The organism is Nocardioides sp. Z43_10 (genome assembly GCF_059766615.1).
Map to the genome: position 1 here is coordinate 453040 of NZ_JCBAJY010000001.1, position 12978 is coordinate 466017.

The window sequence follows — 12978 nt, forward strand, 5'->3', positions numbered from 1 at the left end:
GCTCAGCCCTCGACCGTGCCGTCGGGCCGGGTCAGGAACGCGACCACCGTCGCCTCCCAGGCGTCCTTCTGCTCGATCATCGCCCAGTGCCCGCAGTTGGGGAAGATGTGCACCTCGACGTCGCTGATGGTGCGCATCGGGACCAGCATCATGTCCACCGGGCTGACCCGGTCGTCGCGGCCCCAGGTGATCAGCGTGCGGGCCTTGATCTGGTGCAGCATCGCCCAGTACGGCGGCTCCGGCGAGCGGTCGGCCCGGCTCATCATCTCGACGATCTTGCGGCCGTACATCTTGCGTGCGCTGGCCAGCGTCTCCGGGTCGGTCGCCTGGGCCCAGCGCTCCTCGATCATCTGCTCGGTGACGATCCGCTTGTCGAAGACCATCGAGTGCAGCCACTCCACCAGCCGCTCGCGCGAGGGCGCCTCGGTGAACTCCATCAGCAGCTTGATCCCCTCGCCGGGCGACGGGCTGAAGATGTTGCGCCCCATCCCGCCGACGGTGACCAGGCTGCGCACCCGCTCGGGCTGGGCGATCGCGAAGCGGGTCGCGACGATGCCGCCCATCGAGTTGCCGATCACGTCGACCCGGTCCAGGCCCAGGGCGTCGAGGAAGGTGCCCACTGCGGGCAGCGCGGCCATCATCGGGTGCTGGTCGGTGGCGTCGCTGACCCCGAAGCCGGGGAACTCCAGGATCAGGCAGCGGAAGTGCCGGGTCAGCGCCGGCAGGTTCGCCGAGAAGTTGCGCCACCCGGTGACCCCGGGCCCCGACCCGTGCAGCAGCAGCAGCACGGGGGCGTCCGGCGACCCCGCGTCGTGGTAGCGCAGGATGCCCTGCTCAGTCTTCAGCTCGCGCAGCGTGCCGTCGTGGCTCAGGTCCAGGGTCGTCTGCTCGTTCACCGCGCAACCGTAGGAACCCCGACCCCTCGGCGTCGTCGCGGCATCCCGATGACCGGGAGTGTGGGCGTGGGGGTGGGCCGGGGTTGTCGGTTTCCCCGGTCGACCGGGGAACCCTGAACCTGTCGGCCGAAACTTCGCCCGACAACATCAGTAGTTGACAGCGCGCCCTACCTCGGCGGCCCCACCGGGATCCGCGCGACGAACTCCTCGACCCGCTTCTCCCAGCCCTCCTCGAGCGGGCCCTTGAGGTCGGTGACCTGGACTTTGCCCTCGGCGACCTCGACGAGCCCCTCGCCCTGGAGGGTCTCGTTCATCATCGGGATGACCTGGCGCCAGCGGGCCATCTCCTGGTCGGCGGGGACGCGGCCGGTCTTCTTGTCCGGCGTGGCCATCCCCTCGGTGATGAGCAGCGCGTACTTCGTGCCCGCGGGCAGGTTGAGCTTCTTGAGGAAGCGACGCATGTTGCCCTTGGGCTTGCCCATCCGCCCGGGAGAGCTGAACAGGTAGAGATCGGCGTCCGGCAGATCACGGGGGTCCATGTCGTTGATGTGGTGGACGTCGACCTCGACGCCCTTCGCGGCCATCTGCGAGCTGAACTCCTCGGCGACCTTCGCGCCGTTGCCGAACTTGGAGGCGTGCAGGTACTCGATCCTCATGGTGCGCTCCCTGCCCTCGGTCGAGGGCCTCGACGAATCGGTGGTCCCCTTCAGGCTCTCGCCGTCGGGGACCACCGACCAGTGCCGGAGGTCACCAGGTCTATCTCAGAAGAGGTCGCCGGCCTGCACGGTCATCAGGTGGCTGAGCTTCTCCGGCGACCAGTCGGCCCGGTCGTCCACGCGACGCTCTGCCGGCGGGCGCCCGGTGGGACGGCGCCGGTTGCCCGGCGTCCGGGTGATCCCGGGGAACAGCTCCATGGAGATCTGGCGGGCCGCGTCGAGGACGAGCGGGGCGACCCGCTCGAGCTGGGTGTCGATGTCGCCCACCAGCGAGATCGCGGCCAGCGGACCGTCCGGACCGCGCACGGCGGCGGCGGCGCAGGCGATGTCGGGGAAGCACTCGCCGCGCTCGAAGGCGAGCCCGCTGCGTGAGCGGACCCGGTTGAGCTCCTGGTGCAGGCGGTTGAGGTCGCCGATGCTCTGCGCGGTGTGCGTGCTCAGCCGCGGGCCGACCAGCACGTCGACGTCCTCGGCGTCGTGCCAGGCGAGCATCGCCTTGCCGAGGGCGGTGCAGTGCAGGGGCGCGCGCCCCCCGACCCGGGAGGGCACGGCGGCGGCGAAGCGGCCACCGACCTTGTCGAGGTAGAACACCTGCGCGCTGTCCAGCACGGCGAGGTGGACCACCGCGCCGGTCTTCATCAGCAGCTCGTGCAGTAGCGGGGCCGCGGCGGCCCGGATGTCGGCGTGCCCGTGGTCGCCGCCGCCGAGCTCGAGGGAGCGCCGGCCGAGGGCGTAGCCGAAGCTCGAGTGCTCCAGCCACTGCAGCCGTACGAGCTGATCGAGGATCCGGTGGGCGGTCGAGCGGGGCAGGTGCGTACGACGCGCCACCTCCTCGAGGGTGAGGCGCGAGGAGCGGCCCTCGAACGTGTCCAGGATGAGCGTCATCCGCTCCACCATCGACGGGGGCAGCTGACGCTCCCCGGCCGGCTCCACGACTGCGGCGACCATGTGATTCCTCCCCAAACCTGTTCCAGCGTTCCCCCGAAAACTGAAATGAATTCTCTCTCGGTTGAAGGTAACACCGACCGGGGTGTGACGGAAGCCATTCCGGCTGATTTTTCCCGGTGACCGGGAGGCTGTCGGGAGGCTCGCCGGGGATCGGCTTGGATGCCCGCAATCCCCCACCCACAGGAGAGCCATGCGCCTGGGCATCGTCAGTCCCGTCCTCACCGCCGTCCCCGGCGCCCATTCGGCCTGGGAGCGCAGCGCCGGCATCGAGGAGGTCGCGGTCGTCGCCGAGCGCGCCGACCGCCTGGGGTTCCACCACCTCACCTGCAGCGAGCACGTCGCCGTACCCACCGACATCGCCGAGCAGCGCGGCGCGACGTACTGGGACCCGCTGGCCACCTTCGGCTACCTCGCCGCCCGCACCACCCGGATCCGGCTGGCCACCCAGGTGCTGGTGCTCGGCTACCACCACCCGTTGGAGATCGCGAAGCGCTACGGCACGCTGGACCGGATCTCCGGTGGCCGGCTCGTGCTCGGTCTCGGCGTCGGCTCGCTGGCCGAGGAGTTCGAGCTGCTGGGGGTCGAGTTCGAGGGCCGCGGCGCCCGGGCCGACGACGCGATGGCCGCGCTGCGCGCCTCGCTGTCGCAGGGCCGCCCCGAGTACCACGGCAGCCACTACGACTTCGGCGACCTCGTCGTCGAGCCGCACGCGGTCCAGGACCGGGTGCCGATGTGGGTCGGCGGGCGTACGCCGCGCTCGCTGCGCCGGGCCACCACGCACGGCGACGGGTGGGTGCCCTTCGGCCTCTCCCTGGAGCGGCTGCGCGAGATGATCGACGGGGCCGACCTGCCCGAGGGCTTCGAGGTGGTGCTGCCCGGCGGCCGGGCCGCGGACCCGATCGGCGACCCGGACGGCACGCTGGCCCGCCTGCAGCGGGTCGCCGACGCCGGCGCGACGCTGATCAGCACCTCGGTGCAGGCCGAGTCGCACGCCCACTACCTCGAGCAGCTCGAGGCGCTGGCGAAGCTCGCCGGCCTGACCCCGGCAGGTGCAGCATGAGCGACACGAGCCAGGACACCGCCGCCCCGAGCGTCGAGGAGCGGCTGGCCACCCTCGAGGGCCGACTGCGCGAGGTCGAGGACGAGCGGGAGATCGCACACCTGATCTCCGCCTACGGGCCGCTGGTCGACGCCGGCTGCGCCGAGGAGATCGCCGGCCTGTGGACCGAGGACGGCGTGTACGACGTCGACGAGGTCTACCTCGCCGGCCACGAGCAGCTGGCCGCGATGGTGCGCTCCAGCGGCCACCAGGGCTGGATCACCGGCGGCTGCGCCCACGTGGTCAGCCCGCCGCACGTCACCGTCACCGGCGACCGCGCGGTCGCGGTGTGCCACTCGCTGATGGTGGTGCGCACCGAGGGTCGCTTCGAGATCCGCCGGGTCACCGCGAACCACTGGGAGCTGGTCCGCACCGACCAGGGCTGGCGCGTCGAGGTACGCACCAACCGGATCCTGGACGGACGCACCGAGTCCCCGACCCTGCTCGCGGCCGGCGCCCGCGCCGAGTCCGCCGCGGAGGCGCTCAAGGACTACCCGCCCACCCCGAGGATGCCCCGGCGCGGCTTCCAGTGAGCACGGCGCCGGGTCCGGCGGCCTGGCGCCGCTGAGTCAGGCGCGGGTCGGTAATCTCTCCATCCGTGCACTCCGCTCCCACCATCGCCGTCGCCGTCTACCTCGCCGTGGTGGCGATCCTCGCCGGCGTCGCCCTGTACCGCCCCGCGCTGGAGCGGGTGGCGCGCCTGGCGATGACCGGCGCCCTGGTGGCCGTGGCCGGGCTCGTGCTGTACGACGTGATCACGCTGCTGCAGGGTCACCTGCCCGACGACCGGTGGACCCACATCGGCTACGCCGTCGCGTCCATCGGCGTGCCCGTGCTGCTGCTGCACCGGCCGGTGGCGCCCGGCGAGGAGCCGGAGACCGACGAGGACGGCGACCCGGTCGAGCCCGAGCCGGCCCATCTCGCCGTCGTGGTGGTGGCCTGCGTCGCGACCATCGTGCTGGTCGTCCGGCTGATGCAGACATGGTGAACGGCGCGGGCGGGTCGGGCGGCGCGGGCGGCGGGTCGGGGGGCTCGGCGAGCCGGGGGCGGCGCGACCGGGTGAGCGCGCCGGCCGGTCAGCTGCTGGTGGCGGTGTACGCGGTCTTCGCGGTCGCGGCTGGCGCCCGCTCCGCCGTACAGATCGCGACCCGCTTCGACGACGCCCCGGTCGCCTACCTGCTCTCGGCGCTGGCCGCCGTCGTCTACCTGGTCGCCACGATCGCGCTGCGCTACCGGGGCACCCGGGCCTGGTCGGTCGCGGTGGCGGCCTGCAGCGTCGAGCTCGCCGGCGTCCTCGTGGTCGGCACGATCAGCCTGCTCGTCCCGGACTGGTTCCCCGACCAGACGGTGTGGTCGCACTTCGGCGCGGGCTACGGCTTCGTCCCGCTCCTGCTCCCTGCCCTCGGCCTCGTCTGGCTCCTCCGCCACCGCTGACCGCCCCGCGCCCCCGCGCCGCTTGTAACGCGGGGTTAGACCATCCACCACAGCGAAATAACGCTGAGGCAGTGGACATAACCCCGCGTTACAGCCGGCGGGGGTACGGCGGGCGGGGGCGGGCGGGGGGGCGGCGGGCGGGGGCGTCAGCGGGCGGCGAGCAGCTCGCGGACCCGCGGGATGACCTCCTCGCCGTAGAGCCGGATCGACTCCAGACGCTGCTCGTGCGGCAGCGCGCCGACGGCGTACTTGAGCTGGAAGCGCGAGAGTCCCAGGGTGCGCACCGCCCAGGCGATCTTCGTGGCGACGGTCTCCGGCGAGCCGACGAACAACGCGCCCTGCGGCGACGCGCCGGCCTCGAACTGCTCGCGGGTGTAGGGGCCCCAACCGCGCTCGCCGCCGATCCGGGTGAACGCCGCCGCCTGGTGCGGGAACATCTGCTCGCGGGCCTCCTCGTCGCTGGCTGCGACGTGGCCGGGGCTGTGCATGCCGATCGGCAGCTCCTCGTGGCCGTACTCGGCCAGCGCCCGGCGGTAGAGGTCCGCGAACTGCACGAACCCCGCCGGCGACCCGCCGATCACGGCCAGCACCAGCGGCATCCCGTACGCCGCGGCGCGCACCACCGACTTCGGGGTGCCGCCGACGGCGATCCAGGCGGGTAGCGAGCCACCTTCCGTACGCGGATGCACCTGCTTGCCCTCCAGCGGCGCGCGGACGCTGCCCTGCCAGGTCACCGGCTGCTCGGCGCGCAGCGCGGCGAAGAGGTCGAGCTTCTCGTGGAAGAGCACCTCGTAGTCCTCCAGCGAGTAGCCGAAGAGCGGGAACGACTCGGTGAAGGAGCCGCGCCCCAGCTGCACCTCGGCGCGCCCGCGCGAGATCGCGTCGAGGGTGGCGAAGCGCTGGTAGACGCGGATCGGGTCGTCGGAGCTGAGCACGGTCACGCCGCTGCCGAGCCGGATCCGCGACGTCTGGGCGGCGACGGCCGCCAGCACCACGTCGGGTGCGGAGATCGCGTAGTCCTCGCGATGGTGCTCGCCCAGGCCGAGGTAGTCCACGCCGACCTGGTCGGCCAGCACCCCCTCGGCGACGACCTCGCGGATCGTCTGGGCTGCGCTGAGCGGGCTCCCGTCGGCGTCCACCCCGACGTCGCCGAAGGTGTCGAGCCCGAGCGTGGGCTCCTCGGGCGTGCCCAGTTGCTCGTAGGCCATGGCGTTCCTTCCGGTCGTTGCGTTCTCAACAACAAGGCTCGCACGCCCGGCCAGCGCGGCGGTGAGGGCCCCGCCGGCCGGGGCCGGGTCTGCTCACTATCTGTGGGCGGACAGATAGTGAGCGCCGGATCTGGGTACGGCGTGGTGCAGGACTCCAGCACAGTCCGTACACGTCGCACACTCAAAGCACGGTTGGGAGCATGCAATGGTCGGTGGCCCTCAGGCGGCACACCCCCCAGCGGCCCCGCGCTTCGTGCACGAGGCGGTCTTCTACGCCGGCGCCGAAGCCCAGTCGGCGGCTGTCCTGCCGTTCATCCGCGAGGGGATCGCCCTCGGCGAGCCGGTGCTCGTGGCGTTGCCGCCCGACCGCTGCGAGGTGCTGCGCGAGATGCTCGGCCACGACACCCCCGGCGTGGAGTTCACCGACATGACCGACCTGGGCGCCAATCCGGCCCGGATCATCCCCGCTGGCGCGAGTTCGTCGAGGACCACCCCGGCCGACTCTGCCGCGGCGTCGGCGAGCCCGCCTGGCCCGGGCGCCGTGACGTGGAGCTGGCTGAGACCGCCTTGCACGAGAGCCTGATCAACCTCGCCTTCGAAGAAGGCAGCCAGGGTGGCCGCCTGCTGTGCCCCTACGACGTGCTCGCCCTGCCCCCGGAGGTGATCGAGGAGGCCCGGCGCAGTCACCCGGGGGTGCGCGCGGACACCGACGCGCAGCCGGACGGCTCCCCGACGCCGTACGCCGGCCCGGAGCACGCCCGCAGGATGTTCGCGCAGCCGCTGCCCCCGGCTCCCGCGGAGAGCGCAGAGGTGCCCTTCACCGCCGACGACCTCACCGCACTGCGGCAGCGGGTCCGCGCCGCGGGTGAGCGGGCGCGGCTGCATCGCGACCGGGTCGAGGACCTGGTGCTGGCCGCGCACGAGATGGCCACCAACAGCACCCTGCACGGGGAGGGCCGGGGCCGCCTGCTGTGGTGGGAGGAGCCGGACGCCCTGGTCGTGGAGGTGCGCGACAGCGGACGCATCGACGACCCGCTGGTCGGGCGCAGCCTGGTCGATCCCTACCAGCAGCAGGGCCGCGGCGTGTGGATGGCCAATCAGCTGTGCGACTTCGTCCAGATCCGCTCCGGCGCCGCCGGCACCCAGGTCCGGCTCTGGTCCTGGCGCTGAGCGCCCCACAGCGTCAGCAGCGCCCGCAGACGCCGACGAGCGCCGGGCGGTGTCCGCCCGGCGCTCGCCGTACCTGACGTGTGACCTCGAGGGTCAGGCGTCGATGACGATCGGGATGATCAGCGGGCTGCGGCGGAACTTCTTCTGCGCCCAGCGCCCGACGTCGCGGGCGATCATCTGCTCGAGACGGTGCGCGTCCCCGATGCCCTCGGCAGCCGCGCGCTCCAGGGTCTTCTCCACCACCTGGGTGGCGTCCTTGAACGCGGACTTGTCCGGGATGAAGCCGCGGATCAGGAAGTCGACCTCGTCGGCGAGCTTGCCGGTGTCGGCGTCGACGATCGCGAGCACGGTGACGACACCCTCCTCGGCCAGCGTCCGGCGGTCGCGCAGGTGCACGTCGGTGACCCCGCCGACGGTCTGCGCGTCGACGTAGATGTAGCCGGCCGGGACCTTGCCGGTGATCTTGGCCTTGCCGTCGATCAGGTCGACCACGACGCCGTCCTCGGCGATGACCACCCGGTCCTTGGGGACCCCGGTGGCGACCGCGAGCGCGGCGTTGGCGGTCAGGTGGCGCCACTCGCCGTGGATCGGCATCACGTTGCGCGGCTGGACCAGGTTGTAGCAGTAGACGAGCTCGCCGGCGCTGGCGTGGCCGGAGACGTGCACCTTGGCGTTGCCCTTGTGCACGACGTTGGCGCCCCAGCGGCCGAGGCCGTTGATCAGCCCGGAGATGGCGTTCTCGTTGCCCGGGACCGCCGAGCTCGCCATCAGGATGGTGTCGCCCTCGGCGATGCGGATCTTGTGCTCGCGGTTGGCCATCCGGGCCAGCGCGGCCATCGGCTCACCCTGCGAGCCGGTGCAGATCAGCGCGGTCTTGGTCGGCGACATCCGCTCGAGCTGCTCGAAGGGGACGACCAGGCCCTGCGGCACCTTGAGGTAGCCGAGGTCCTGGGCGACGCCCATGTTGCGCACCATCGAGCGGCCGACGAAGGCGACCTTGCGGCCGTGCGCGTGCGCGGCGTCCAGCACCTGCTGGATGCGGTGCACGTGGCTGGCGAAGCTGGAGACGATGATCCGCTTCGGGGCGGTGCGGAACACGTGCTCGATGGCCGGCGCGAGGTCCTTCTCGGCCATCGTGAAGCCGGGGACCTCGGCGTTCGTCGAGTCGGTCATGAACAGGTCGACTCCCTCGTCGCCGAGCCGCGCGAAGCCGCGCAGGTCGGTGATCCGCTTGTCGAGGGGGAACTGGTCCATCTTGAAGTCGCCGGTGTGCAGCACGGTGCCGGCCGCGGTCCGGATCGCGACGGCCAGGCCATCGGGGATGGAGTGGTTGACCGCGAGGAACTCGCAGTCGAAGGCGCCCAGGTCGAGCCGGTCGCCCTCCTTGACCTCGCGCAGCTCCGGGCGGATCCGGTGCTCCTTGAGCTTCTCCTTGATCAGCGCCAGGGTCAGCCGCGAGCCGATCACCGGGATGTCGGCGCGCTCGCGCAGCAGGTAGGGGACGCCGCCGATGTGGTCCTCGTGGCCGTGGGTGAGCACCAGCCCGACGATGTCGTCGAGGCGGTCACGGATCCAGGTGAAGTCGGGCAGGATCACGTCGACGCCGGGGTGCTCCTCCTCGGGGAAGAGCACGCCGCAGTCGACGATGAGCAGCTTGCCGTCGTGCTCGAAGACGGTCATGTTGCGACCGATCTCGCCGAGGCCGCCGAGGCCGACGATGCGCAGCCCCTTCTTCGGCAGCTGGGGTGGGCTCTGCAGCTCGGGGTGGGGGTGGCTCACAGGCGTACCGCCTTCTTGTCAGTGTCGGGTGTTGTGGTGGTGCCACGAGAGGTACGCCGCGTGGCCGGCGAAGTGTCAGGTGCTGCTTGCGGGCAGCTGGTCGAGCCGTACGTCGGGGTTCTCGCGCGCGATGGTGCGGGCGCGCCACTTGTCGGGGAAGAGCACCAGCAGGGCTCCGTCCGAACGGGTCATGATCTCGATGCCGCGCACCGAGGAGAGGATCTCCGCGCCCTCGGCGTCGGTGACGCGAGCCACCTGGTAGCCGAGCCGCTCGAGGCGGATGGGCGCCTTGAACTCGGCCTCCATCCGGGCCTCGACGACCTCGAACTGCATCGGGCCGACCGCCGCCAGGACCGGGGTCTGGTCACCGCGCAGGTCCGAGCGGAGGACCTGGACGACGCCCTCCTGGTCGAGCTGCTCGATGCCGCGGCGGAACTGCTTGTAGCGGCCGGTGTCCACGGCGCGGGCCGAGGCGAAGTGCTCCGGGGCGAAGCTCGCGATCGGCGGGTACTGCACCGGCTGGCCCTCGAAGATCGTGTCGCCGACCCGCAGGGTGGAGGCGTTGACCAGGCCGATGATGTCACCGGGCCGGGCCACGTCGACCGACTGGCGCTCGCGGCCGAAGACCGCCTGGGCGTACTTCGTGGCGAACGGGCGCCCGGACTGCGCGTGGGTGACGACCATGCCGCGCTCGAAGGTGCCCGAGCAGACCCGGGCGTAGGCGAGCCGGTCGCGGTGCGAGGCGTCCATCCCGGACTGCACCTTGAAGACGTAGGCGCTGAAGTCGTCCTCGACCGCGCGCTGCTCGCCGGTGACCGCGGGAGTGGGCGAGGGCGGCGGCGCCAGCTCGATGAGCACCTCGAGCAGCTGGGCGACACCGAAGTTGGAGAGCGCGGAGGCGAACAGCACCGGCGTGGTCTCCCCGGCCAGGAACCGCTCCTGGTCGTGGTCGGCGCCGTCCGCGGCGAGCAGCTCGTGCTCCTCGACGGCCGCGGACCAGGCCTCGCCCTGGGTCCGCGCGGCCTCCTCGGCGCTGAGGTGCTGCTCGGGCGCGCGGGTCGCCCCGCCCGCCGTACGGGTGTAGTGGATGAACCCGCCGGTACGGCGATCCAGGACGCCGCGGAAGTCGCCGGCGATGCCCACCGGCCAGGTCAGCGGGGTCGGGCGGATCTTGATCTGCTGCTCGATGCTGTCCATCAGCTCGAGCGGGTCCAGTCCGGGGCGGTCCCACTTGTTGATGATGGTGATCACCGGGATGCCGCGGTGCGCGCACACCTGGAAGAGCTTGAGCGTCTGCGGCTCCAGGCCCTTGGCGGCGTCGACCAGCATCACCGCGCAGTCGACCGCGGACAGCACCCGGTAGGTGTCCTCGGAGAAGTCCGCGTGACCGGGAGTGTCGACGAGGTTGACGACGTGGTCGCCGTAGTTGAACTGCAGCGCCGCGGAGCTGATCGAGATGCCGCGGGCCTTCTCCATCTCCATCCAGTCCGACACGGTCGCGCGTCGGCCGGCCTTGCCGTGCACCGCGCCCGCCTGCGAGATGACCTCGGCGTGCAGGGCAAGGGCCTCGGTGAGGGTCGACTTGCCCGCGTCCGGGTGGCTGATCACGGCGAACGTGCGGCGCGGACGATCATCCGTGTGAGCTGACATCACCCCCGACTCTACTGTCGCCGGCCCCCGGATCCGGAATCGCACTCCCGCCCCACCCCCGCCGACCCCCCGCCGACCGCTCGCCGTACCCCCGCCGGGCCCCCACGGACCCCTGTAACGCGGGGTTATGCCCTCTACCGCAGCGAAATAACGCTGAGGAGGAGGACATAACCCCGCGTTACAAGCGGCGGGGGGCCGCGGGGGCGCGGGGCGGGGCGCGGCGGGGGGGGTCAGGGGGTCAGGGGTTGCGGGCGCCGGTGCGGGCCTGGCGGGCGGTACGGGCGATGCGGCGGTCGCTGACCACGATCCACGCCGAGAGCGACACGCCGCCCAGGACGGCCAGCAGGAAGCAGACCATCGCGATCGCCGGGTAGCCGAAGATCTGGGTGTCGCTGGGCACCCGCATCAGCAGGGCCGCCCCCAGCACGGTGGCGGCGATGACGATGCCGAGCACCAGCCGGTTGGCGATCTTCTGCAGCACGGTGAGCAGCCGCTCCTCGTCGAGGGCGTCGACGCGGACCAGGAACTCGCCGTCGGCGAGGGTGTCCAGGATCCGGTTGGCGCGGCGCGGCAGCTGGGTGGTGAACTCCTTGGCCTCCAGCGCCGCCGTCAGGATCCCCCCGGCGGAGGACTTCAGGCCGCTGGTGAGCACACCGCTGACGTGGGTGCGGACCACCTCGGTCGGGTCGAACGACGGGTCGAGGTGCATCGTGGACTGGTCGAGGTTGAGCAGGGTCTTGCCGATCATCGACATCTCCGCGGGCGGGCGCAGCCCGTGCGTGCCCGAGAGCCGGGTCAGCTCCATCACCACGGTGCCCAGCTGGAGGTCGGCGCCCGCGGACATCGCCCGGGACACCAGGTGCGCCACGTCGTCGCGGAACGCGGCCGCGTCCCAGCCCTCCAGGGGGTGGCCCAGCTCGGCCAGGATCAGCGCGACCTCCTCGCCGTTGCCGTCGCTGATCGCCAGCAGCATCTTCACGACCCGCTCCTGCAGCCGCGGCGGCACCGTCGCGACCATGCCGAGGTCGAGCAGCGCCAGCCGGCCGTCGTCGGTGAGCATCAGGTTGCCCGGGTGCGGATCGGCGTGCAGGAACCCCTCGTCGAGGATCATCCGCAGGTAGGCGCCGAACAGCTGGTCGGCGATCTGGGTGGTGTCGTAGTCGAGCAGCCCGAGCGGGCCGACGTCGGTGATCTTGGAGCCGTCGATGCGCGACATCGTCAGCACCCGCGAGGTCGAGTGGTCCAGCACCGGCTCGGGTACGACGAGCAGGTCGTAGCCGCTGGTCAGCTCCCCGATCCGGATCAGGTTGCGCGCCTCGCGCCGGTAGTCCAGCTCGTCGGCCAGCGCCCGCTGGAACTGGCGCAGCAGCTGGGAGAACCCGTAGCGCCGCCCGATCTGGGTGCGGGCGTCGGCCAGCGCGGCGAGCTTGGTGAGCACTCCCATGTCCTCGCTGATCAGCTCGCGTACCCCCGGCCGCTGCACCTTCACCACCACCTCGCGACCCGAGGGCAGCGTGGCCCGATGCACCTGCCCCAGCGACGCGGCCGCCAGCGGAGTCTCCTCGAAGTCGGCGAAGAGATGGCGCAACGCGACCCCGAACTCCGCCTCGATGATCTCGCGCACCCGCTCGAAGGCGAACGGCTCGACGGTGTCCTGCAGCCGGGTCAGCGCCTGGGTGTACGCCGGCGGCAACAGGTCGAAGCGCGTGGAGAGCAGCTGACCGAGCTTCACGTACGTCGGCCCCATCGCCTCCAGGTCGGCGACGAACCGCTCCGCCTGGTCGCTGTCCCCCTCCGCCACGTCGTCGTCGACGCGGTACTGGTCGAGTCCCGACCCCGAGAGCAGATCCGAGCGGCCGTGGCGCATCAGCAGCCGGGCCAGAGCCGCGTAGCGGAAGGTCGAGGAGCGAGTGGTCATGAGCCCCACCGTGCCCAGTTGACGGCGGATCTACCCCACCCTGTCCGGGCACTCTCCCACCCGCATGTGAGACAGATCACATCCAGGGCGATCCGTCGTACGCCCGAAAGCCCACGCGCGGGAGCCCGAACACGTTGAGTGGGCCGCGCACCGACGCCGT

General features: G+C 71.8%; 11 protein-coding genes and 1 pseudogene. 5 read left to right on the forward strand and 7 right to left on the reverse strand.

What is annotated here, in order from left to right; genetic code table 11:
- Positions 1-2: 2 nt before the first annotated feature.
- The 3 genes from AC6EI4_RS02190 to AC6EI4_RS02200 all read right to left on the reverse strand — a co-directional run bounded on the left by AC6EI4_RS02190 (position 3) and on the right by AC6EI4_RS02200 (position 2560).
- A complete protein-coding gene (locus AC6EI4_RS02190) occupies positions 3-896 on the reverse strand; it encodes an alpha/beta fold hydrolase (RefSeq protein WP_498450439.1) in 894 nt (297 codons plus the stop codon).
- A gap of 167 nt (positions 897-1063) precedes the next feature.
- Positions 1064-1552 carry a flavodoxin family protein gene (locus tag AC6EI4_RS02195; RefSeq protein WP_498450440.1) on the reverse strand — a complete coding sequence of 163 codons (489 nt, stop codon included), beginning with the start codon at positions 1550-1552 and terminating at the stop codon, positions 1064-1066.
- A gap of 105 nt (positions 1553-1657) precedes the next feature.
- Positions 1658-2560 (reverse strand): IclR family transcriptional regulator, encoded by a 903-nt coding sequence (locus AC6EI4_RS02200; RefSeq protein ID WP_498420115.1) that lies wholly within the window; start codon positions 2558-2560, stop codon positions 1658-1660.
- 190 nt (positions 2561-2750) lie between these two features.
- Here AC6EI4_RS02200 and AC6EI4_RS02205 point away from each other — a divergent pair, with 190 nt between their 5' ends.
- From AC6EI4_RS02205 to AC6EI4_RS02220, 4 genes are all read left to right on the forward strand, one after another.
- Positions 2751-3620, forward strand: a complete 870-nt coding sequence (locus AC6EI4_RS02205; RefSeq protein WP_498420113.1) for an LLM class F420-dependent oxidoreductase — start codon at positions 2751-2753, stop codon at positions 3618-3620.
- Positions 3617-4192 (forward strand): nuclear transport factor 2 family protein, encoded by a 576-nt coding sequence (locus AC6EI4_RS02210; protein ID WP_498450441.1) that lies wholly within the window; start codon positions 3617-3619, stop codon positions 4190-4192. The genes AC6EI4_RS02205 and AC6EI4_RS02210 overlap by 4 nt, the downstream gene beginning before the upstream one ends.
- 65 nt (positions 4193-4257) lie before the next feature.
- Positions 4258-4647 carry a hypothetical protein gene (locus AC6EI4_RS02215; protein WP_498450442.1) on the forward strand — a complete coding sequence of 130 codons (390 nt, stop codon included), beginning with the start codon at positions 4258-4260 and terminating at the stop codon, positions 4645-4647.
- A complete protein-coding gene (locus AC6EI4_RS02220; protein WP_498450443.1) occupies positions 4641-5093 on the forward strand; it encodes a hypothetical protein in 453 nt (150 codons plus the stop codon). Before AC6EI4_RS02215 ends, AC6EI4_RS02220 begins: the two co-directional genes overlap by 7 nt.
- 146 nt (positions 5094-5239) lie before the next feature.
- On the opposite strand, the gene AC6EI4_RS02225 is transcribed toward AC6EI4_RS02220, so the two are convergent.
- Positions 5240-6301 (reverse strand): LLM class flavin-dependent oxidoreductase, encoded by a 1062-nt coding sequence (locus AC6EI4_RS02225; protein WP_498450444.1) that lies wholly within the window; start codon positions 6299-6301, stop codon positions 5240-5242.
- 205 nt (positions 6302-6506) lie between these two features.
- On the opposite strand from AC6EI4_RS02225, the pseudogene AC6EI4_RS02230 reads away from it, so the two are divergent.
- A pseudogene (locus AC6EI4_RS02230) lies at positions 6507-7471 on the forward strand (anti-sigma factor RsbA family regulatory protein).
- A gap of 93 nt (positions 7472-7564) precedes the next feature.
- Here AC6EI4_RS02230 and AC6EI4_RS02235 read toward each other — a convergent pair.
- The 3 genes from AC6EI4_RS02235 to AC6EI4_RS02245 all read right to left on the reverse strand — a co-directional run bounded on the left by AC6EI4_RS02235 (position 7565) and on the right by AC6EI4_RS02245 (position 12818).
- Positions 7565-9250 carry a ribonuclease J gene (locus AC6EI4_RS02235; protein WP_498420102.1) on the reverse strand — a complete coding sequence of 562 codons (1686 nt, stop codon included), beginning with the start codon at positions 9248-9250 and terminating at the stop codon, positions 7565-7567.
- 75 nt (positions 9251-9325) lie between these two features.
- Positions 9326-10900, reverse strand: coding sequence for a peptide chain release factor 3 (locus AC6EI4_RS02240; RefSeq protein ID WP_498420100.1), 1575 nt, complete (start codon positions 10898-10900; stop codon positions 9326-9328).
- Between the two features lie 238 nt (positions 10901-11138).
- A complete protein-coding gene (locus AC6EI4_RS02245; RefSeq protein ID WP_498420098.1) occupies positions 11139-12818 on the reverse strand; it encodes an ABC1 kinase family protein in 1680 nt (559 codons plus the stop codon).
- Between the last annotated feature and the right edge of the window lie 160 nt (positions 12819-12978).

Coding starts and splice junctions, on each gene's coding strand:
- AC6EI4_RS02240 (WP_498420100.1), bottom strand. CDS start 10,900: ATGTCAGCTCACACGGATGATCGTCCGCGCCGCACGTTCGCCGTGATC.
- AC6EI4_RS02200 (WP_498420115.1), bottom strand. CDS start 2,560: ATGGTCGCCGCAGTCGTGGAGCCGGCCGGGGAGCGTCAGCTGCCCCCG.
- AC6EI4_RS02245 (WP_498420098.1), bottom strand. CDS start 12,818: ATGACCACTCGCTCCTCGACCTTCCGCTACGCGGCTCTGGCCCGGCTG.
- AC6EI4_RS02205 (WP_498420113.1), top strand. CDS start 2,751: ATGCGCCTGGGCATCGTCAGTCCCGTCCTCACCGCCGTCCCCGGCGCC.
- AC6EI4_RS02195 (WP_498450440.1), bottom strand. CDS start 1,552: ATGAGGATCGAGTACCTGCACGCCTCCAAGTTCGGCAACGGCGCGAAG.
- AC6EI4_RS02220 (WP_498450443.1), top strand. CDS start 4,641: ATGGTGAACGGCGCGGGCGGGTCGGGCGGCGCGGGCGGCGGGTCGGGG.
- AC6EI4_RS02225 (WP_498450444.1), bottom strand. CDS start 6,301: ATGGCCTACGAGCAACTGGGCACGCCCGAGGAGCCCACGCTCGGGCTC.
- AC6EI4_RS02210 (WP_498450441.1), top strand. CDS start 3,617: ATGAGCGACACGAGCCAGGACACCGCCGCCCCGAGCGTCGAGGAGCGG.